This is a genomic window from Sutcliffiella halmapala (genome assembly GCF_002019665.1).
Classification (GTDB): domain Bacteria; phylum Bacillota; class Bacilli; order Bacillales; family Bacillaceae_I; genus Sutcliffiella_A; species Sutcliffiella_A halmapala.
This window is the reverse complement of sequence record NZ_KV917375.1, coordinates 4,399,274-4,418,951: the sequence shown is the minus strand read 5'-3', so window position 1 is coordinate 4,418,951 and position 19,678 is coordinate 4,399,274. Positions and strand designations below refer to the sequence as shown.

The 19,678-nt window shown below is 35.4% G+C and carries 25 protein-coding genes and 1 pseudogene; 21 read left to right on the top strand and 5 right to left on the bottom strand.

Annotated features, from left to right (window positions below):
• Nucleotides 1-36: 36 nt before the first annotated feature.
• The 10 genes from BK580_RS21645 (at nt 37) to BK580_RS21600 (ending at nt 6,481) form a co-directional block, all read left to right on the top strand.
• Nucleotides 37-1,227 carry a phage major capsid protein gene (locus BK580_RS21645; RefSeq protein ID WP_078382339.1) on the top strand — a complete coding sequence of 397 codons (1,191 nt, stop codon included), beginning with the start codon at nt 37-39 and terminating at the stop codon, nt 1,225-1,227.
• A gap of 15 nt (nt 1,228-1,242) precedes the next feature.
• A complete protein-coding gene (locus BK580_RS21640; RefSeq protein ID WP_078382338.1) occupies nt 1,243-1,530 on the top strand; it encodes a head-tail connector protein in 288 nt (95 codons plus the stop codon).
• The gene (locus BK580_RS21635) at nt 1,530-1,850 is read left to right on the top strand and encodes a phage head closure protein (protein ID WP_078382337.1); all 321 of its coding nucleotides are present in this window, start codon (nt 1,530-1,532) and stop codon (nt 1,848-1,850) included. Before BK580_RS21640 ends, BK580_RS21635 begins: the two co-directional genes overlap by 1 nt.
• 4 nt (nt 1,851-1,854) lie before the next feature.
• Nucleotides 1,855-2,286: an HK97-gp10 family putative phage morphogenesis protein gene (locus BK580_RS21630; RefSeq protein ID WP_078382336.1), complete on the top strand. Its 432-nt coding sequence runs from the start codon at nt 1,855-1,857 to the stop codon at nt 2,284-2,286.
• Nucleotides 2,270-2,668, top strand: a complete 399-nt coding sequence (locus tag BK580_RS21625) for a DUF3168 domain-containing protein (RefSeq protein WP_169865207.1) — start codon at nt 2,270-2,272, stop codon at nt 2,666-2,668. The genes BK580_RS21630 and BK580_RS21625 overlap by 17 nt, the downstream gene beginning before the upstream one ends.
• 1 nt (nt 2,669) lies before the next feature.
• The gene (locus BK580_RS21620; protein WP_078382334.1) at nt 2,670-3,068 is read left to right on the top strand and encodes a phage tail tube protein; all 399 of its coding nucleotides are present in this window, start codon (nt 2,670-2,672) and stop codon (nt 3,066-3,068) included.
• Nucleotides 3,069-3,144: 76 nt separating this feature from the next.
• The gene (locus BK580_RS21615; protein WP_078382333.1) at nt 3,145-3,477 is read left to right on the top strand and encodes a hypothetical protein; all 333 of its coding nucleotides are present in this window, start codon (nt 3,145-3,147) and stop codon (nt 3,475-3,477) included.
• An 89-nt stretch (nt 3,478-3,566) separates the two neighbouring features.
• Nucleotides 3,567-3,761: a hypothetical protein gene (locus tag BK580_RS21610; RefSeq protein WP_139364949.1), complete on the top strand. Its 195-nt coding sequence runs from the start codon at nt 3,567-3,569 to the stop codon at nt 3,759-3,761.
• 35 nt (nt 3,762-3,796) lie between these two features.
• Nucleotides 3,797-5,944, top strand: a complete 2,148-nt coding sequence (locus BK580_RS21605; protein WP_078382331.1) for a phage tail tape measure protein — start codon at nt 3,797-3,799, stop codon at nt 5,942-5,944.
• Between the two features lie 222 nt (nt 5,945-6,166).
• On the top strand, nt 6,167-6,481 hold the full coding sequence (locus BK580_RS21600; RefSeq protein WP_078382330.1) for a DUF5362 family protein: 315 nt from the start codon (nt 6,167-6,169) through the stop codon (nt 6,479-6,481).
• A 67-nt stretch (nt 6,482-6,548) separates the two neighbouring features.
• Here the strand turns inward: BK580_RS21600 and BK580_RS21595 are convergent, their stop codons facing one another.
• The 3 genes from BK580_RS21595 to BK580_RS21585 all read right to left on the bottom strand — a co-directional run bounded on the left by BK580_RS21595 (nt 6,549) and on the right by BK580_RS21585 (nt 9,238).
• Nucleotides 6,549-6,803 (bottom strand): hypothetical protein, encoded by a 255-nt coding sequence (locus BK580_RS21595; protein WP_139364948.1) that lies wholly within the window; start codon nt 6,801-6,803, stop codon nt 6,549-6,551.
• A 340-nt stretch (nt 6,804-7,143) separates the two neighbouring features.
• Complete coding sequence (locus BK580_RS21590) at nt 7,144-7,344, bottom strand: hypothetical protein (RefSeq protein ID WP_078382328.1); 201 nt, start codon at nt 7,342-7,344, stop codon at nt 7,144-7,146.
• 1,669 nt (nt 7,345-9,013) lie between these two features.
• Nucleotides 9,014-9,238, bottom strand: coding sequence for a helix-turn-helix domain-containing protein (locus BK580_RS21585; RefSeq protein WP_078382327.1), 225 nt, complete (start codon nt 9,236-9,238; stop codon nt 9,014-9,016).
• A 162-nt stretch (nt 9,239-9,400) separates the two neighbouring features.
• Here BK580_RS21585 and BK580_RS23785 point away from each other — a divergent pair, with 162 nt between their 5' ends.
• The 4 genes from BK580_RS23785 to BK580_RS21570 all read left to right on the top strand — a co-directional run bounded on the left by BK580_RS23785 (nt 9,401) and on the right by BK580_RS21570 (nt 11,048).
• Nucleotides 9,401-9,553 (top strand): hypothetical protein, encoded by a 153-nt coding sequence (locus tag BK580_RS23785; protein ID WP_169864715.1) that lies wholly within the window; start codon nt 9,401-9,403, stop codon nt 9,551-9,553.
• A complete protein-coding gene (locus tag BK580_RS21580; RefSeq protein ID WP_078382326.1) occupies nt 9,513-10,019 on the top strand; it encodes a hypothetical protein in 507 nt (168 codons plus the stop codon). The genes BK580_RS23785 and BK580_RS21580 overlap by 41 nt, the downstream gene beginning before the upstream one ends.
• A 75-nt stretch (nt 10,020-10,094) precedes the next feature.
• Nucleotides 10,095-10,478: a hypothetical protein gene (locus BK580_RS21575; RefSeq protein ID WP_078382325.1), complete on the top strand. Its 384-nt coding sequence runs from the start codon at nt 10,095-10,097 to the stop codon at nt 10,476-10,478.
• 12 nt (nt 10,479-10,490) lie between these two features.
• Entirely contained in the window at nt 10,491-11,048 is a 558-nt protein-coding gene (locus BK580_RS21570) for a hypothetical protein (protein WP_078382324.1), read from the top strand.
• 96 nt (nt 11,049-11,144) lie between these two features.
• Here BK580_RS21570 and BK580_RS21565 read toward each other — a convergent pair.
• A pseudogene (locus tag BK580_RS21565) lies at nt 11,145-11,407 on the bottom strand (group-specific protein).
• 130 nt (nt 11,408-11,537) lie between these two features.
• Between BK580_RS21565 and BK580_RS21560 the strand changes: the two are divergent.
• The 5 genes from BK580_RS21560 to BK580_RS21535 all read left to right on the top strand — a co-directional run bounded on the left by BK580_RS21560 (nt 11,538) and on the right by BK580_RS21535 (nt 15,056).
• On the top strand, nt 11,538-12,056 hold the full coding sequence (locus BK580_RS21560) for a hypothetical protein (RefSeq protein ID WP_169865205.1): 519 nt from the start codon (nt 11,538-11,540) through the stop codon (nt 12,054-12,056).
• A gap of 15 nt (nt 12,057-12,071) precedes the next feature.
• On the top strand, nt 12,072-12,815 hold the full coding sequence (locus tag BK580_RS21555; protein ID WP_078382322.1) for a hypothetical protein: 744 nt from the start codon (nt 12,072-12,074) through the stop codon (nt 12,813-12,815).
• Between the two features lie 3 nt (nt 12,816-12,818).
• Nucleotides 12,819-13,835 carry a hypothetical protein gene (locus BK580_RS21550; protein WP_078382321.1) on the top strand — a complete coding sequence of 339 codons (1,017 nt, stop codon included), beginning with the start codon at nt 12,819-12,821 and terminating at the stop codon, nt 13,833-13,835.
• Nucleotides 13,836-14,499: 664 nt separating this feature from the next.
• Complete coding sequence (locus tag BK580_RS21540) at nt 14,500-14,760, top strand: hypothetical protein (RefSeq protein ID WP_078382319.1); 261 nt, start codon at nt 14,500-14,502, stop codon at nt 14,758-14,760.
• A 2-nt stretch (nt 14,761-14,762) separates the two neighbouring features.
• On the top strand, nt 14,763-15,056 hold the full coding sequence (locus tag BK580_RS21535; RefSeq protein WP_078382318.1) for a type II toxin-antitoxin system RelE family toxin: 294 nt from the start codon (nt 14,763-14,765) through the stop codon (nt 15,054-15,056).
• Nucleotides 15,057-15,279: 223 nt separating this feature from the next.
• On the opposite strand, the gene BK580_RS21530 is transcribed toward BK580_RS21535, so the two are convergent.
• A complete protein-coding gene (locus BK580_RS21530; RefSeq protein ID WP_235864090.1) occupies nt 15,280-17,064 on the bottom strand; it encodes a sulfatase family protein in 1,785 nt (594 codons plus the stop codon).
• A 307-nt stretch (nt 17,065-17,371) separates the two neighbouring features.
• On the opposite strand from BK580_RS21530, the gene BK580_RS21525 reads away from it, so the two are divergent.
• Both BK580_RS21525 and BK580_RS21520 read left to right on the top strand, forming a co-directional pair.
• Nucleotides 17,372-18,148, top strand: coding sequence for a class I SAM-dependent methyltransferase (locus tag BK580_RS21525; RefSeq protein ID WP_078382317.1), 777 nt, complete (start codon nt 17,372-17,374; stop codon nt 18,146-18,148).
• Between the two features lie 377 nt (nt 18,149-18,525).
• Nucleotides 18,526-19,371, top strand: a complete 846-nt coding sequence (locus BK580_RS21520) for a hypothetical protein (RefSeq protein ID WP_078382316.1) — start codon at nt 18,526-18,528, stop codon at nt 19,369-19,371.
• The last annotated feature ends 307 nt before the right edge of the window (nt 19,372-19,678 follow it).

Genomic DNA, 19,678 nt, shown 5'->3' with positions numbered 1-19,678 from the left:
TTCTTTTTTTGTGGCCAAATTAGGAGGAAAATGAATATGCCAAAAGAATTACGCGATTTGTTAAACAAGATTAAGACTAAAAAGGTTCAAGCGAAAAAGTTGCTTGATGAGAAAAAGATAGATGAGGCACAAGCGCTTGTGGATGAAATTAATAATCTCCAAAAAGAACTCGATTTAGCTTCAGTAATCTATGAAGATACGAAAAATGCGGTACCTAATGAACCGGCTGCTAAGAAGGCTGCTTCTGATTTATCGTTAGTATTTGCAAGAGCTATCGTTGGTGTTGCTTCAGAAGAAGAGTTCAAAAACTTGATGGAAGAAGGAACTCCTGAAAAAGGTGGCTTAATTGTACCAAAAGATGTTCAAACTCGAATTATTGAACTGCAAAGAAAATCTTTTGATATCCGTAAATACATTAACTTGGAAACAGTAGGCACGCATAAAGGATCTCGTCCGATTGAAGCTAATCAACCTAAAGCTGTTGGATTTGCTTCTGTAGATGAAGGAGCAGCAATACAAGCGCTACACGAACCAGAATTCGATGAGCTAGAGTATGTAATTCGTAAGTATGCTGGATTTATCCCTTTAACAAATGAATTGTTAGAAGATACACCAGAGAATATTCTAGGATTCATCATCAAATGGATGGCTAAGAATGAGCTCAACACATACAACTATCAAGTGTTTAACGGAACGGGGACTAAATCTGCACAAGGAATTATGAAATCACCAGAATTAGAAGATTCGAAAATGGAGATGGATTTCACCTCAGATTGGTTTGAAAAAACTCAACAATTTAAAACAGTACTTAACGTCGACTTGGAAGATTTAGATAGTGACAATATCGCGATTTTTACGAATGCTTTTGGATTTGACTTTTTCGACAAACTTCGATATCCAGAGGACGGTACCCCATTCTTGCAGAAGGATAAAACCAAAGAGTCAGGCTATTCTCTTTTCGATAAGGAACTGATTAAAGTACCAACTAAATTCCTAGCAAATGTAACTGATGGAGATGAAGAAAAAACCCCATTTATTATTGGTGATTTGAAACTTCTGTATACAATGTTTGATAGAAAGCAGCTAAGTGTGGAATCTACTAAAATTGGTGGAGAGGCTTGGAGACACGACAAAACAGAAGTAAAGGGTGTTTTCCGATTTGACGGCAGATTAGTTGATAAAGATGCAGCTAAAATAGTGCTCGCTAAGCTTCCTAAACAAGAATAAAAAGGATGATAAAACTTGGATAAATCAGAGTTACTTAACTACGTAAAAGGTTTTATTCGAGTGGATTTTGAAGAAGATGATCGTTTGATCTCTTCCTTGATCCTTCTAGCTGAAGAATACATTTTCAATGCAACAGGTTATAAAGTTGTGTATAAGAAAGAGTTGGAAAAGCTAGCTGTTAGTTTACTAGTAAGTCATTTCTATGAAAATAGAGGGATTGTTTCTGATAGACCCGTTAATAAAATTTCGCAATCGATAGAATCTATTCTCCTTCAAATAGAGTTTTGTTATGGTGACAGCTAATGAATAGCGGGAAATTAAACAAGAGAATTACAATCAAAGAAAATAATCAAATCCGTAACCGTGGTGGTGGATTTAAGCCATCAGAGGAAGAAGTTATTTTAAGTACCTGGGCAAACATTAATACACTTTCTGGTCGCGAGTTTTGGCAAGCTCAGCAGATGGAAGCTGAGGTTTCACACAAAGTAACCATTCGTTTTAGGAGCGGGATAAAAAGGTCTCAAATGGTTTTTTATCAAGAGAGAAAATTTGAGATTCAGTATGTCTTTAATCGCGATGAAGGTAATAGATTCTTAGAATTATATTGTCTAGAACGGGTGTGATAAATTGTCCAAAAATATTACTGTAACTTTCGAAGGTGTAGGAGCTACAATAAGGGCTATTAATATGTTCGATATGCAATTAAAGAAAGATTTAATTGCAACAGTTAAAGAGACAGCACAAGCGGTCTCAAAAGATGCAAAAGCAAGAGCTCCAGTATCAAACAAGCCCAAAAAGGTAGGGAAAAGCGGAGACCTTAAACGTTCTATCCGTCCTAAGTACTTTGAGCAAGGTTTATCAGCAACGGTTGCTCCGCGTAGGCCGAAAGGAGCTCATAGGCACCTTGTTGAGTATGGGACGGTTAGGCGGAGTAATAAGAAAGGTGCGAACAGGGGGAAAATGCCTAGTAATCCTTTCATGGATCCAGCGGAGAAATCTAATGAATCCAGATATAATCAAAAGGTAAGGAGTTTGGTAGATCGTGACCGCACTATATAAAGCACAGGAAGCAATTTTTCAACGCTTGGAAGAAAATGAAGATTTACAAAAACGCGTAACAGGGATTTTTGATTATGTACCTGAATCGACAGGGTTTCCTTTTATTGTTCTGGGGCGCATCTATTCTATGGCCAATAAAACGAAAACCACTGAAGGTGAGAAACTTGAGATTACCTTAGATATTTGGAGTACTTATCAAGGAAAAGAAGAAACTATCGATATTATGAATTTAGTTGAAGCATCTTTGACAGAGGAGTTATCTGTAGAGGGTGCTTTTTTGATTTCGCAAGAGGTAAAAGACCGTGAAGTATTAGAGCAAGAAAATGGTCTGTTCCACGGAACGCTCATGTACGAAATATTAGTAGACTTGGAGGGATTATGATATGTCGAAAATGAAGGGAATTAAATGTAAGTTGGAAATTGTAGATTCGAATGATACTTCAAAAATACTTGCGGGTCAAAGAAGTGCAACTTTAAATCGTTCAGTGGAAACAATGGATTCAACTTCAAAGGATTCTGAGTGGAAAGAGAATGAAGTTGGTCTAAAGGAATGGTCGATGGATGCGGATGGAGTTTTAGTTGCTTCTGATGAAGTATATGAAGATCTTGAAGAAAAATGGTTAAATTCTGAAAAAATAGATGTCAGAATTACTATGCCTAGTGGGACCAAATATCAAGGGAGAGCAATATTAACCGATTTTCCTATTGATATGCCTTACGATGACTTAGTTACTTATTCTTTATCTTTAACTGGTGATGGACCATTGGTTAAAACACCCTAACACACCCCCTTTTAACGAGGAGGGGATGTCATTTGTACTGCCTATATTATGAAAATGACTGGAGATGAAATGTTAAATGAGTCAAACGATCATTAAAACTAACAAAAACATGTACAATCTGAGATTTTCAATAAATGCACATTGTGAAGCAGAAGAAATACTCGGGGTTCCTATCACTCAGCTAGGTGAACGTGCAGGTATGTCTACTTTTAGAACACTGTTATTTGTGGGATTGAAACATGGAGGTAATCAAGTTCCCATGGAAAAAGCAGGGGATATAATGGAGGAAATTATACAGGATAAAGGGATGGAATATTTCTCGGAACAGATTGGCGCAGCAATTAGTAAGGGGTTAGTCCAACAAACCTCTCAAAATTTTAATCAACAGCATAATAAAAAAAAGATTTAATTTATGAAGAAATTATAGCTGAGGGAGTTATATGTTTCGGCCTATCCCCTATGGAAGTAGGGAATTTAACCTATAGAGAATATAGTGCGATGATGGAAGTATATAATTCGCATTTAAGAAACAATTACGAAATGCAGAGAAATGTAATATTTAACGCAATCATTAATGCTAATCGCAAGAAAAACTCAAAAGTCATCCCGTTGTTTGATGAGAAAAATGATAAAACAAATATAGAAATATTAGGAGAACGAGAAGAGTTGTTCGGCGAAAATACCTTCGCTTAACAGCTCTTTTTTTTACCTCAAAGGGAGGTACTTAAATGGCTCTTATAGTAAAAATAGGCGCAAACCTTAAAGATTACGATAAACAGATGAAGAAACTAACAGGGGATGTAAATCGAGTAGGAGATAAATTAAAAAGTGCCGGAAAAAACTTAACTACAGGATTAACACTCCCTCTAGTTGCGCTTGGTGGTGTTGCGGTTAAGGTAGGTATGGATTTCGACAAACAAATGTCCAAAGTGCAGGCGATATCTGGTGCGACTGGAGATAATTTCGATAGTCTTCGAAAGCAAGCACAAGATTTGGGAGCTACTACTGCTTTTACTGCAACGCAAGCGGCAGAGGGTATGGAATACTTAGCACTCGCTGGATGGAAAACAAACGACATTTTATCAGCTATGCCAGGTATGTTAAATCTAGCTGCAGCTGGTGCACTAGATCTTGGTACCGCAGCAGATATTACATCAGACGTTATGAGTGCGTTTGGTATCTCTGCCGATAAAGCTGGACATGCAGCCGATGTATTTGCTTATGCACAGGCAAACGCTAACACAAATGTCTCACAAATGGGAGAAGCAATGACATATCTTGCTCCCGTTGCAAATGCTTTGGGTTGGCAATTTGAAGAATCTGCAGCGGCGGTCATGAAATTAGCAGACAGTGGTGTTAAAGGATCTATGGCTGGACAAGCGTTCGCCACTTCATTAGGACGTTTAGCAAAACCCACGAAAGCAATGAATAAAGAAATGAAACGATTAGGTATGGAGTTTTTTGACGCTAAAGGTAATATGAAAAGCCTACCTGAAGTCATGGCCGAGATAGAAAAAGGCACTGAAGGTATGACTAAGCAACAAAAATCCTCAACTTTATCTACTTTATTTGGAGCTCAAGCATACAAACATTGGGCTATCTTATTAGAATCCGGATCAGAAACCTTACAAGATTATACGGATAAACTAAAGAATGCTGATGGGACTGCAGAGAATATGGCTAACACTATGTTAGACAATTTCGCAGGAGCGTTGGTTATGCTTAAATCCGCATTGGAAGGTTTAGCTATCCAATTTTCCGACATTATGACCGGTCCGTTAAGAGCGTTTGCTGAATCTATTACGAATCTAGTGGGTAAATTTGCGGCACTCGATGAAAGTACAAAAATAATTATTGTTGTTATAGCTGCTTTACTAGCTGCGATAGGGCCGATACTCTTAGCCCTAGGAATAGGTATAGTATTATTCGGACAAATCACGGCAGCACTCACAGTGCTGGGTATTAGTTTCATTGCCTTGGTTGCTCCAATTGCTCTGGCGGTTGCAGCAATAATAGGAATAGTAGCGGCGTTTGTGCTTTTTGGTGATGAAATAAAAGCATTTTGGAACAAACACTTCAAACCAATAATAGATCAAATGATTAGCATAGTTGTACAATCTCTAAAGCCTTCTTTTGACCAAGCTTTTAAGATGCTTTCAAAAATTGTGAGTGATTCTTTTGGAATTATGAAACGAGTTTATCATGAAATTTTGGAACCTTTATTTAAACTTATTGTTTGGTACATTCAAAATATATTACTACCGGCTTGGAAGGTTATTTTTACCGCGTTGGGAAGTGTGCTTTCAGATGCTTTTAGAGGGATGGGGCAAGTTTGGGAAAAAGTACTTAAGCCCGTACTAAATGGAATCATCTCTTTTATTAATGGAGTATTTACTGGTAACTGGAGTAAAGCTTGGCAAGGGTTAGTTGATATTTTTAAAGGTATTTTTAACGGAATAATATTAGCTGCAAAGGCTCCTATAAATGCAGTTATCTCTATGGTAAATGGATTGATTAAGGGTTTAAATAAACTAAGTTTCCCTGACTGGGTACCAGGACTTGGTGGTAAGGGTATTAACATTCCTACTATCCCTATGCTTGCAAAGGGCGGTAATGTAACTGGTAAAGGAAAAGCGATTGTAGGGGAAGCGGGACCTGAGTTGCTAGAAAAGTCAGGTTCTTCTGTTAAAGTAACGCCTCTATCTTCCAGAGAGAAAGCACAAGGTATTACTGGAGCACTGAATGCAAATAAAGGAGGAATATACGAATTTAATATTTCAATTCCTTTAGATGGCAGAGAACTTGTTAGACAGACCATTGTATATACAGAAGAAGAATTAGAGTTTAGAAAGCACAGGAGAAACTTATTCCGTTGATATTAATTAATTTTTAGGGTGACTCTATCAAAAGTTAAAGGATTGATTATTACATGATGTAAGAGCAATCACTTATCGTTGGAACAAATAATGTTGGTAGAGTGTCAATTTTGTTTTGTTGAATCCGGCATGGTTATTGTAGGAAACAGGTAATATTAAATCCCCTCAAAAAAAGGGAAAAAGTACTAAATAGGTGAATATATTTAACTAGGGGGGATTTGTATGAATGAAGCACGAGAAAAATATGTATCGCTTGATGTTGAAAAAAAGAAAAGTGCTTTAGGTTCTGTAGGTAAATTTTTAGGATTAATTGTTGGTGGGACGGGTATCCTTATTGGTGCTATTCTATGCATTACTATTATCGGTATTTTATTTGGTCTACCATTGATGATTGCTTCAATGGGATTGATACTAAGTGTTCAAGGGTATCAAATGATTTCATGCCCCACATGCAATAAAAAGCAAAAGGTATTACAGTCAAAAGAAAATTTGGACTGTGTAAAATGTAGACAGTTCACAGTGATTAATTGGAAATGAATTAGCTGATTTTAAGCGCCTGTAATTAACGAAGGTCTCGAATCTACAGGCGCTGTATTGGTCTTATCTATCCAAAATAAACATTGTTTTTCCTTAATTGCTCAGCTTCCCTCACCCTAAGTTCCTCTTCTAATTGAATCCTTTGTTGTTGTGCTTTCTTTTCATGCTCTTGCTTCTGGAGTAGTATTTCTCTCTCAGCTTCTTTTCTTTTTCTTAATTCTAGTTCTTCTTGCTTCTTTTGATTCTCCTTCTTATCTATATCAATGAACACTCGGTTCTTTTTTTGGGGGATAGGTATATTTAATCCTCTAAAAGAATTCAATAAGTTTCATTTTTCGCAATCCAGAAGTATATCAAGAAATATTCGCTTTCTGACCAGCTTGATCAGAGTTAAGATGGCCAAATATAAGTTGCCTTAAGTGTTCGTTGAATAAGCCACGATACTTATAGATTAAGAGCATTACTTGCTTTTGTTTATCTGAGGTTTGATTGTTTTTCCAAAGTATCACGATAGAAGAATTCCCTTCATTTTATTATTGTAATTAAAGCTAATTAGTCGCGTTAATACGTTCATACATAGAGGAGCTTTCAAGATCTTGTATTTCAACAAAAATAGGTGGTTTATGTCCGATACATCACCTATGTACGGGAAGTGTGTATGATTAGTGTTTGATATTTTTATACTCTGCTAGAAGGGAATTAAATGAGATCTTGTCTAGAGCTTCTATATGAGCAAGTACTTTTAAAATATCCTTGATCGCTTCTTCCTTCTTGTACATTTCTTCTTCCTGCAATAAATATACAACCTCAAATAATTTGTAATACACATAAATCAGCTCCATTTTCTTTTCTGAATTTTTCATAATTCTCGTTCCTCCTTAAACAAAAAAACCCTCTCAAAATAGGCGGACCTGTTGCATGTAATAAATGCACAGGTTCTTCCTGTTTCAAGAGGGGTTTTTCCCTTAATATTTTCTTTTTTATAGCTTGTTGAGTTAGTACTCTTAATAATTAATATAGGATATTTTTTTATTACGGTCAATTATTATCTACATATCGAAAAAATCGTCTACTTCCGCATTAGGATCAATTTGCCTTATTGCTTTCATGATTATTTTAAAGTTTTAAGCTGAGGAAAGTCGTATTTACTTTATCAGGGAACTGATTTAAAAGGGGGAAAAAGGGGCTATATTAAGAAAAGATAAGTATAAGTAAAATTTTTCAAGCAGCTAATAGAAAGGTGGTCATCGTGGGGAAAATCTACATGCCAGAACCTTTAATTCGAAAAAAATTAACAGATGAAATTCCATTTAGTATCGTTTATGATCCATAACAATGAGACGCTATGGAAAAAACTGTCCTCTTTAGAATATATCGCCTCCAAAATGTCAATAAAGACGTTTTCACATAGAAAATTTTGTTAAGGTCATTCAGTATGGGAAATCCTCGATTTTAATATTTACCTTATAAGCTCTATTGTCATGATGACTTAATATTTGAATATATTAACAAAACATTCCAAATAGGAACATTTTTGTTTCGTTCTAAACCAGAACACATTTCTAAACAGGAACCAAGGGAGCTTTCTGGCTTTTAAAAAAATCGTATAAAACCATACTAAAAAATACCAAAAAACAAAAAAAGTGGAACTTATTTATACGAAAAGACCCTAAATAGTTTGTAGGTGTACTGAAACTTTTTCTAACTATGTATTATAATGTGTTTCATCCCACTTGAAGGATCTTCATGTTATTAAAAAATGGTTCATTGTAACCAAACCATCCCTTAATAACAAAATACCTCTACAAAATAACGTGTCGTTTTGTTGGTACTTTTATGAGGGAGTTTCTTGGTATAATTAAAAAAGCACCTGCTCACAACAGGTGCCTAGGAGGTGAAGAACAATGGATCCAACAACTGTCTTGGCTACTTGCGCAATCCTTACATTAGCCTACATGTTCTCCAGACCTACTAAAAAGGGATAACCCTATGAACAGTAAACGTCTTGCACACGTTTACTGTTTTTTATTATATGTTTCTGTATCCATTGTAAACCAAATCTAAACTTAAATAAACCAGGGAGAAAATGGGGGGACGAACCGATAAATGGATTCTAGGAGAGTTTTTGGCCGCTAGATTTATAAAGTTTCTGGAGGTTTACACGGAGTTGGTGCATGAGCATGAATTACTTTTATAAAAGAATGAGTAGATCTTTTCGGTGGAAGTGGTGGGTTAGATTATGGTGATCCTTCAGGCTATTGCTTCAGCAACGTAAAACAACCAATCCCACCAGGCGGTGTGTAAATGGGCACTCGTGAAAGTGCATCCATTCTGAGGAGCTACTTTAAGGATGTTATGACATACAAATTAATAACAAAAAAGTGGCCACATAAAAAAGTAAGTGACAATATAAGAAAACCCCTTGATGTAACAGAACTTTTAACAACATGAAAATGGAGAAAAACATGGATTATAGTCGGATAATAATTATCCATTAATTGTCCGTATTTTTCTCCAACCTTTTCTCCAAAATTACATATCCCAAAAATCATTCATCTTAGCGTTAGGATCGACCTGTCTAATAGCCTTCAGTATCTTTTTCATCACACCTGGACTTGGTACGTAATCAACTTCACTACAGGCTTTAGATACGGTGTTTTTACTAACTTTAGCTGTCTTGGCTAACTCTTGTTGTTCCAGGCCATTCTTATCAAGCCATTTCCCTAAAGCACTCCGACGTTTACCGATTCCCCACATAATTTATCACCTCTTAAATTTTTTTCGTAGTATCATTCTTGACCAACAATCCCAAAAAAATTCAATTGAATATAAAAAAAGTGGGAATAAAGGACAAGCCTTGTCCAATAAGCTTAATTAAAGACGTCATCAGACGTTAAAAACAATCAAGGGGGCTTTTACATGAAAACCATGACTAAAGAGTTAGCGAACGACTTATTAAACCGTAAAGACGTATATTTGACGTCTGAAGGTGAGCAGTTATTAAGAGTGTTAATCGAGGAGGTGACGTCAAGTGACGTATCGACCGACTGTAAGGTACCACAGACACTTTAAAGATTATGTGGAAGATGTTTTTGACGTCTCTGCATTAGATCGCGGTCAAATTATAAGAGCTGCATTATATTCAGCTGCGTTTACTTCTGAGTTCAGAGAATTGATCTCTCCGCATTTAAAACAAGGGAAAGAACTACCTAGCCCAAATTGGGAATGGAAGGAGGAGGATCATCGTTACTGGTTAGATACAAATGCAAAGTACGGAGAGGTTGACGTCACCGAGAATATGAATCGAAGTAGAAAAGAAAGTTCTTTGCATGATGCAGATTTATTTCTAGAAATACCTTTACCTGATCTATACAAACCATTGAAAGAGGAAGAGAGTACTGAAATGAAATTCGAGGGGCAAAAGATGCCTGTAATAGAAATAGACGTCCCTCCATCCACCTTAGAGTATCAAGGGATTAAGTCTAATTTTAAAATTAAAAATGAAGGCGGAATTAAGGTCTCCTTCCCCAACTTTTAAAGTGGAATTCTGGAATTTTGGAATTCTGTCACTAGGATAACAAGATACTAAAAACATGAAAGAGGAGGGGGAAGAGTGAGTTTGTTAACTCCAATGTTTAATAAATACAAAACAATTAAGGTTGAAGATTCTAATAAGCGAACAATTCGATCGGATAAAAAGAACCAGGTTAAAGTACCTGTGACGTCTGAGCAAAAACTGGAGATTGCTAAACTAAGTTTTTCTGAAGGTCATAGAGGAGAGATTCATAGTTATCTAGCAGATGTCTTTACCAAATCTGTAGATAGAGATTTTATCATTCACGCTACACCAAAAGAGTATTCAGATACAGGAATCTATGTATCCACAAAAGTGCCTAAAGCCGTCCACGAAGAATTATTAAAGCTAAAAGTTGAATGGGGTCTCAGGAGTGTGAAGCGAGCAGCACACAGAATATTGCTAAACGAATTAGGATTATAAGGAGGGGTCATAATGCCGGCGGTTAAATACAGTAAATATGATTTACTAAACAAAGAATATGATTTACCAGAAAAAAGAAGTGTATTGCTGAAAATCTTCAACTTCCTAAGTGGAGAAAGATACCGATTTGATATTCCTGTGCCGAACGATATGTATGTCCGAGCAGACGTCTTGTGTGATGACATTGTTCATCTCAGTGACCACGACATTCAATTCAAACAAAGCGATTTAATTGAACATATATATTTCGATTTTCTCGATGAAGTAAGAAGAAATGATTCGAATGTCGGGTCCATTTATAATCGGATCACAGTTCGAAAACAAGAGTTACCTTTCATTAATAATCATCCAATTGTACCAGTTAGAAGCACAACTGTTGTAACGGTGGAATTAGATAAGGAAGAGGCATTAAGAGCAGAAGTTTTACTGGAGGATTTGTCTTACTTCTTCCCTAAGCATGAATGGAATGTTGAAAAGTTAATCCAGGTTGTTTACTTAGATTTCTTATTGGAGTATGTTAGGGGAAGAAGAAAGAATGTACTAAAGGAAATAGTGCAGTATTTAAATTAGAATATTAACCCTCTGTTGTATTAAAAGCAGGGGGTTTTACTATTATGACACAATGGATCAGTAGGGAAACTTTTTACATAACTGTTATTTAGAAGGTCACCATTGTTCACTTAACCATTCAAGTAAAAACATTCTAGCTTTGTCAGCTGGAAAGTACCATTTACCACCTACTTTGTACTTGGGAAAACGGGGGTCGTAGAAAAATGTTTTCTGTATTGTATTCCAACTCATACATGTTCTTCTTGTTAATTCCTTTGAATCCCAAAAACTAATTCTTTGTCGACCTCCTTCATTTTTTCATCAAGTTTTTCCAAATAAAGTCTTTTTACTTCTTCCTCGTCAATTTGTACATTAATCATAATTTATATAATACCCATGTTTGTTAAAAATAATTGTGGATAAAAATATTAAGTGATAATATAAATAAGAAAATAGGTTAAAATAATAATGAAAAATCCTTGAAATTTGGGAAGAGAGGTGATAAGTATGATGGGGCAACAACTTAAAATGTTTAAGATATTTAACACAGAAAGCTTAATGTCGCTTAATAACATCTTTGGCCCAAACAATATAGTCGGATTTGACAAAACTAACATCGTTGGCATTAAGTATGATTATGAAAATAATCAGTTAAAATATATTATGCAAAAAGTCCCATTTACACTTACACAACAACTTATTATTACTTCCCAACATTTTGTAGATATGATTGAGAAGATTGGCTCTAAAGGTTTTAGGTCCAACATTGATTTAAATATGGAGCTCCCGGATGATGAGATAAAACAGTTAAACGAATATATATTTAGAATCTCAAAGGCCCAAACAGATAAAAAGTTGTATAAAGAATTGATTTATGATGAAATTATACGACTCGAAGATGAGTTTGGTGCTGAAATAGAATCGGTCAGTTTTACGGTCCAAAACAAAAGGATTAAATTTAAAAATAATGGGATTGTATTTGCAGACGAAGATTCATTTGAAGTAGCTGGAGAGGTGTTAAGTTATTGAAGCGGGCTGATATATTTGAGTAGTGTTATCAATTTCATTATATGGATCATAAAAGCAATTTCTGTCCCGGCAATATTAGTATTGGTATGGTTTTTTGATTTTAGACCATTTTCTAGTGTGTTTGCTAAATTAGATGAGATACTGACTGTTGACCTCGCAGCGAAAGTAGCAGATAAAAATATTCCACCTGCCATATATGGGGCCATTGATGTGGCTCTTCTTACTTTTCTATACAACCTTCTAATGATTATTTGTTCTAAATTCTTCAAGAAACCGGCTCAAATTAAAATTGAAGTTAGTGACCGTATGAGCAGTCAACAATTTATCGCAATCCCATTTAATGAAGAAATGGCTGGAATGCAAAGCCCTACTCATATAAACCTTAAAGGGGAAATTGAAATCATATATGGGAAATGGTTTTTTGAATTTATAGGTGTAAGGGTAAGTGTTATTTGGGATCCTAACTGGCTCTCTATAGAGCCTCAAATAAAGGGCGGATCAGAGCTACTAAAACTAAGACCTGGTGGAATTGATTTTAATTTTTTGGACATGTTACCTGAAAGTGATCCGAGTACTTCAATTGATGGGAAACTTTCTGTTATGGCTAATTCTAATTTCAAACGAAATGGATCTATTGGTCTTAAATTAGGCGTTAACTCCAGGTATAAATTAATTCGAGGCTGCTTTAACTGGATTATTCCTTTATTAGTTAAATCGGAATTAAAACATTGCAGAATAATGTTACAGAAAGGAAGTTAAGAAATGGAGTTTCCTGTTATTTTGGTAAGGTTAGATAGCATTACTACCATTGAAGAAGCATCTAAAAAGGTATTTGAAAACTCGAATCTTGATGCAAGACCTGAAAGAGGAGAATGGCCTTCAGGGGAGACTCTACGTAAACGGTGGCAACCAGGTAGCAGAGAAGAAACTATCGGTGTCAATACAATAAAATACAATGAAGAAATTAACTTCAAATATATTTATTTAACTGCCTATGTAGAAAGAGCAAAAACAACTGTCAAAAGTCCAAACGATCAATGGTTAGATAGATCAGATAGAATTAACAAAGCTGAATCGGATGTTTTGTTCTTTGAACATGACAATAACGTTTATATCGCTGTCTATATGAATATGACTAAAAGTCAATACAAATTAAAGTTTATATTAAAGGATTTACTAAGAGAAGATATTTGGGGAACCACTACCTTACTTCCTCCTGTGTTTCATATCACAGATAGCACATACTATTGGTTGTTAAGCAAGTTTTTAACAGGTGATAAAATTCTATCTGAGAATCCGAATATGGAAATTAAATCTTTTACCGGATATAGTGGTGGGCATAAAGATAATGAGCACTCAATGTCTGGAGAAGGTGAACGTATTCACGCATTATTGGGAACCTTAGCATTTATTTTTGGAGACGATACTCTAAAATCTTTACGATTAAGTATTAAATTTAATGAAAATGAAAACTTTTTGTTTGAGCTAGCTCATCAAGGGAACGTTCGTTTGATTGAATATGAGGGGGAGATCTCCTTCGAGGAAATTCATAAAGAGAAAATCTTGTTAACACTAATTTTATATAAACAAATTATCCCTGGTATTATTAAGAGCTTTGAAAAAGCTGAAAAAGATAAGGACTGGAACAGTCAAATAAAGTTACAGTTTATTGACTATGTAGGTGAACAAATTATAGTTAAAGTTAGTGAAGAAATGAAGAAGACAAAGGAAATGCAAAGTGAAATGGCTAATGAAAATTTGCAATCTCAACTAAACTAAAAGCCCTATAATCATGGGGTCTTTTTTTATTGGTTGAGGAATATTATTTTCTAACACAAACTTAGATGGAGAGTTAGAGTGCAAAGGTAATGCTTAGGGGTAACGGAAGGGTAACGCAAGCAAGGAAAAAACATAAATTTACGTTAAAGATGTTACAAGTGAGCCTGGTGGAAACCTTGATTTACCGCGATTATATGAACCTTAGTAAAAGATATTACAGATTAATAGATTATGGGCGGCATGATGTAATTTAGCCCTTAAACCTCTTGTCTATCAAGGGTTTAGAGATTAAATCATCATTTTAGGTGCCGAAAAGGTGCCTAAGCCCATACAAAACGAAAAATTAGAGCCTTCTCATTAGTTTTCCAAACTTTTGAGAAGGCTCTTTTTTAATATCTTCATATTCAGTGATTTGACGATAGATGTTCCTTGTTGTAATTTCTTCAAAGTGTCTCGCCTTTCCATATAACTCAAAGGTCAACATTTTCCTTTTACCAGATGATTTTATCATTAGCTGAAGCACATTAAACTAGTACGTATTGTGATTAACCCTACCCCATTTTGAGTGTGTTAGTGTATCATATTGGGCATATGTATGATTGTTAGGTTATGTAACTGATATGATATAATCGGAAGAAGTAATACCATAAGGTGGTGAGCTGTTTTGAGTGTAAATCGTGAAGAATTGAAGCGAATAATTGACCAAATCTCTGAACAAGATGCTCTTGAGGTATATGATTTTATTGGATTTTTAAACATAAAGCGGGAAAAAGAAACATTAAATGAGATGGAAGTTGAATATCTTGCAGAAGATGAGGACCTTATTCGTCAGGTTCAAAAAAGTCGTGAGGACCGCAAGAATGAACGTATATACAGCAAAGAACAGGGGCTTGAGTATCTTCGGAAAAGTTTTGAGGACGTTTAAGCATGGACAAGGAATATAGTGTTTTTTGGTCGAAAACTGCGCTAAACGAATTGAGCAATATTCTTGCCTACCCTTCGGATGTAAAAGAAAGAATTTATTTGGATTCGTTTAGTCGATTATCCTATGCACCAACTCTTACAGCAAAGAAAATACCTAATGGAGTGTTGGAAGGATATTGGGTCAGGCTAGGACTTTATCAAGTTATGCTAGTATTTGAAGTTGATGAAGAGAAATCTACCGTTTGGGTTGACGGTATAAAACATAAGCGGGAAAATGCTTATTGGAAAAATAAATAATAATTCCGATAAAATAATTTACATCTACATGAGAGTGTAGGTGTTTTTTTATGAACTGACGTAACAGCTATAAGGGAGGAAATAGTAATGCCGAATAAAAAGAATCCTCAAGCTTGGACAGAGGCTAAAAAATGATGTCGTTTGAATGAGGCGGATTTACAAATGGAGAAAAGGCTTCTCAAGTAGTTAACAAAACTGCTGAGGAGCCTTTTTCATTTCTATGTTATCCCCCACTTGAAGGAGTAAGTCTTTTTTGTCTCCGTTGTTCTTGAAGAATTCTTGTTAAAAGGTTCTGAATCACTTTTGATTCAGGTGTTTCATGTGTAGGGTGTGCAAGGTTTATTTCTTCTATTGGATCTTTGGTTATATTATATAACTCGAATTGATCTGGGACTGGCTGAGTTTTGGTGGTTGTGATACAAATAGCGGCCTGAAGATCCTCTGAAACATCGGTGGCTTTTTTCTGGATCATTTCAACGTCTTCAATACCTGGATCACTCCAAAATTGTGGGTTATCGAAATAACGAGTGAACTTCCAAATTTCCTTTGAATTAGCATCACCTGTTGGGAGTTTGACGATTACGGTTTCCAAATGATTAGGCTGTTTAACCGCTTCATATGGTTGCCCAGTTAAAGTGTTTTGATTTAAGCCTTTTGAAAATTCATCATCTGTCATAAAATATAGAGCCTCATCACCTCGAGTAAATTCAGGATTTCCGTTTATTAACGATGATAGGTCACGACCTACGAGGGGATGGACCTCTGTATGATCTTTTTTCAGTTTCTCTTGGACTTCTTGAACATCAATGTCTGCAAGTCCTAATAAGGTGGGAACAATGTCCACATGACTTGTTAGCATATCCGTTTCTTTACAGTCAGTGAGGAAATTAGGACTGTGTATAATGAGAGGAACATGAAGTGCTTCCTCATAGGCATTATGCCATTTTTGAAACAACCCTCCATGGGCCCCAACTAGACTACCATGGTCTGCAGTAAATACCACAATTGTATCTTCAGAGAAAATAGACTGCTTAAGAGCGGTAAATACCTTATACATTTCATTATCAACCTGCTTATGAAGAGAATAGTATAGTTGCCTGTAAAAAAGTGTATCTAATGTAGGTTGTAATGCCCTTTGATAAACGTCCCTATAACTAATTTGGGCTGAGGGCTTCGTTAGAAGGTTTTCATTTGCTGTAGGGGCTGGTGGTATAAAAGGAACAGAAGGATCTACAGAAAAATTAAATGTTGGCAGTAGTTGTGTGAATAGCCCAAATAGGGTAATATCGTGCGGGTTTACAAAGGATGAGACAATGAGCCAGGGCTTGTGATTATTTGTATGAACTTCGTCTTCTAGGGAGTGAATTAATCGAACAACCTCTTCAGAATAAACTACATCACGGCCATTTACCCCAATCGCCGCAGATGATGCTGAATTTCGCGGGTTTGATCCATGTGGTTCAGGACCAACCCAGCCATCAAAGCCATAGGAATCTAGCCGGTTGGCATTTAAATAAAGTCGTTGCTTTTTAGGATCAGGGACTCCAGTTGCTGGGTTAAAGCTCAACATTGCATTATGACTTCCAGGGACAATCAGATCTGCATCAGAAGCATGCCATTTCCCTTTCCAAAAAGTTCGATAACCTGCACACCGAAAATAGTCACCTAATGTAGGGACTGTATTCGGATCAAGCCAGTATACATCTGGATCAAACGATCCTTTCGCTGCCCCTGTTGTCTGAGTAACCCCGTGGAGAGACGGATACTGTCCTGTGTAAAGTGTTGTTCTACTAGGTGAACAAGCTGTACTTCCAATATAATGATTTAAGAATGTCATCCCCTTTTCTTGTAGAAGCTGCTGTGTCTTCAAATGATTTTTACGCCATTCTTTTAGATTTTCGTTTTCATAAACTACTGGAAATCGTTCCTCATCAACAAGGATAACGAGGAAATTTGGTCTTTTATTTTTACTCTTAGAATGATCTGGCAAATGTTGATGTTTGGTCACTGTGACACCCTCCTATAGCCCGAAAATTGTACTTCTGTATCGTATGTATAATAGGAGCAATATGATTGCATGTTTCTATATAATGAAGAAATAGGTTTGTTTTAATAATTTTCTAAACATGGAAATTATTTCGAAGAACAGGCTCAATAACTATTGATTGAAAATTAAGAAAAAATACAGTTGCTTCATTGTCTTTAATTTTTGTGGCATATATACTGAAATTAATAAGCTTGTTTCGCCTGTTTGGAAGGCTGCTCCAGAAGCTTAAAATCTAGAACGATTAGTTTTCTACTCATGGAGGTGTAATATGATAGATTTTGATAATTTAGAGGGGTATCGGGATACGGTTGCATATGATTCTCTAAACAAGCTAAAAGAAATAGAAGAGAGATTTTTCGTAGACCTTGCTCAACGGTCTGGTGGGCCTATTTTAGATATTGCATGTGGAACAGGTAGGCTAACGATTCCGCTGGCTAAACAGGGATATGAAATGACAGGTGTTGATATCATTCCAGAAACATTAGAAGCGGCAAAAAAGAAAGCTTTAAATGCGGGAGTAGCGGTAAGGTGGATTCAGGCTGATGTAAGACAACTTGAGCTACAACGTAGGTATAAGATGATATTTACTACAGGTAACTCATTTCAACATTTCTTGGATAGAGAATCACAAGAGGGTTTACTTCGAACCGTATATAACCATCTTGAGGATGACGGTGTGTTTACATTTGAAACAAGAAATCCAATTCTTTCTAGGTTAGCAGAGGATAATGAAATAGTTAAAGATGCTGGTACGTATGTAGATAAAGACGGTAATAACGTGAAAAGTACATATAAACGTTCGTATGATCACAAAAATCACTTGGAGTACTATACTTTTACTAATCGTCTATGGAAAGAAGATGAATCTGATGCAGTTGAAGTGGAAGAGCCATTTGTCCTTCGATATTTTTTCCCACAAGAGCTAGAAAGTTTCCTTTATTACAATGGGTTTACGTTAGAACAAGTATTTGGTAATTTTGATAAAAGCTCCTTTCAAGCAGATAGTCCACTTATCGTGTGTGTTTGTCGCAAACGGTCCTTATAATGGGTTTCTAAATGAAAGCATAATGTTATAAAGAATTGTATCAAAGTGTTTTAGAAATTGATGATTGTCATTAAATCTTTAATAAGTAGGGTTTTAGAGGCTGGACTTCTATTTGAGGCTTCTCAATAGTTCCCGAACTATTGAGAGATCTCTTTTTTAGTATAGGAAGTTTTCTCCTGTCCTTCGACAAAAAATTGGTGAAATTGACCAAATTGAAAACAAATGGTACTAAATAGAAATGTGAAATAATTCTTTAATACTGAACAAAAATAGTTTTATAGCTTTATAATAGTGGTATATATAACCATATTTATAGCGAAGTGTATTAATTTAGAAAGTGCAATTACATACTTTAAAACTCGATAAAGGAGATTTTTATGTTACAAATGGAAGCTTCAAAAACCGTTACAGAGAAAATCAAAAATCATAAACAGTTCTTGGAAAAAGCAGATATGTGGAATTATGCCTTTCAAGATAACGGAAAATTGTACATTATCGTACAATATATCCGGTTAAATAAAATTAATGGCACGTTAATTTTGACGAGTGAGGGAGAGGAGGTAAGTAAAGAAGAAGCTATAAAGTTTTATCAAATTTTTAATCGATACAATTCAATCGTACATGGTGGGATTGCAGTGATGATTCCTGAAATGCAGAAATCCTATACAGCATATGAGGATCTTTTGCGTGATTTAGAAGACTATAAAGAAGCTCTTTTAATGGAGGCTTCTGATAAAGAACTTGTTCATAATTATATTGAAAGTGTTCATCGTGTTGTTCAAACTAGGAGAGATATACCTAATATTGTATATGGGATGAGAGATTTACAGAATAAAATATTAGACGAGCAAGGTTACTTTACCGAAGCGGATTTACATCAAATGCAACAATTCGGAGAAGATTTCAATCGAGTGCAGTTTATCTTCGCTGTAGAACAATTAGAAAAAATTGATATGGGGAGAGAGGTATTACGTCTTCTCCAGAATATAGAGAAGAAGGACAATCGGTTAAACAAGTTAATAAAAAACTTAGATTATCATTTATCAGATCGTTCGATGGATGTATTAAGAAAAGCGCATAAGGAACAGACTAAAGCCTTTGATGGTCGTGAAAAACACTATTCTCCAGATGAGAAGGGGATAGAGGAGATGTTAGAGAACTATCGAGATATTGTAAAGCAAAGCACAGAAAGTAAACTTTCTTATGCGATAAGGAATAAGTGAAGATTGAACAAGATATCCCATGGGAAGTAATTATAGTAGCTTTTGCGCTACCGTTCATGAGAAAAAAACATTTAAATCAAATAAGAAAACTAGAATTGTAACGAATACATAGTTAAAAGAGAGTGATTATTACCATGCACCCTCTTTTTTTGTTATTCTATAAATAGGGAATATTTCGAATAATATTCATTGGTTGAATTTTATTGGAAAAATTTATCATGTAAAACGATCTTCCTAAAAAAGGGTTTTTGACATAAAAAGAGAATATATGGAAGGTTAAGTATCGTTTATTTCGACAAATTTTACT

Excerpts from the sequence above, each read along its gene's own strand:
- BK580_RS21645 (WP_078382339.1), top strand. The coding sequence starts at position 37 with ATGCCAAAAGAATTACGCGATTTGTTAAACAAGATTAAGACTAAAAAG.
- BK580_RS21635 (WP_078382337.1), top strand. The coding sequence starts at position 1,530 with ATGAATAGCGGGAAATTAAACAAGAGAATTACAATCAAAGAAAATAAT.
- BK580_RS21620 (WP_078382334.1), top strand. The coding sequence starts at position 2,670 with ATGTCGAAAATGAAGGGAATTAAATGTAAGTTGGAAATTGTAGATTCG.
- BK580_RS21615 (WP_078382333.1), top strand. The coding sequence starts at position 3,145 with ATGAGTCAAACGATCATTAAAACTAACAAAAACATGTACAATCTGAGA.
- BK580_RS21610 (WP_139364949.1), top strand. The coding sequence starts at position 3,567 with ATGATGGAAGTATATAATTCGCATTTAAGAAACAATTACGAAATGCAG.
- BK580_RS21605 (WP_078382331.1), top strand. The coding sequence starts at position 3,797 with ATGGCTCTTATAGTAAAAATAGGCGCAAACCTTAAAGATTACGATAAA.
- BK580_RS21600 (WP_078382330.1), top strand. The coding sequence starts at position 6,167 with ATGAATGAAGCACGAGAAAAATATGTATCGCTTGATGTTGAAAAAAAG.
- BK580_RS21590 (WP_078382328.1), bottom strand. The coding sequence starts at position 7,344 with ATGAAAAATTCAGAAAAGAAAATGGAGCTGATTTATGTGTATTACAAA.
- BK580_RS21585 (WP_078382327.1), bottom strand. The coding sequence starts at position 9,238 with ATGTGGGGAATCGGTAAACGTCGGAGTGCTTTAGGGAAATGGCTTGAT.
- BK580_RS23785 (WP_169864715.1), top strand. The coding sequence starts at position 9,401 with ATGAAAACCATGACTAAAGAGTTAGCGAACGACTTATTAAACCGTAAA.
- BK580_RS21570 (WP_078382324.1), top strand. The coding sequence starts at position 10,491 with ATGCCGGCGGTTAAATACAGTAAATATGATTTACTAAACAAAGAATAT.
- BK580_RS21560 (WP_169865205.1), top strand. The coding sequence starts at position 11,538 with ATGGGGCAACAACTTAAAATGTTTAAGATATTTAACACAGAAAGCTTA.
- BK580_RS21550 (WP_078382321.1), top strand. The coding sequence starts at position 12,819 with ATGGAGTTTCCTGTTATTTTGGTAAGGTTAGATAGCATTACTACCATT.
- BK580_RS21535 (WP_078382318.1), top strand. The coding sequence starts at position 14,763 with ATGGACAAGGAATATAGTGTTTTTTGGTCGAAAACTGCGCTAAACGAA.
- BK580_RS21525 (WP_078382317.1), top strand. The coding sequence starts at position 17,372 with ATGATAGATTTTGATAATTTAGAGGGGTATCGGGATACGGTTGCATAT.
- BK580_RS21520 (WP_078382316.1), top strand. The coding sequence starts at position 18,526 with ATGTTACAAATGGAAGCTTCAAAAACCGTTACAGAGAAAATCAAAAAT.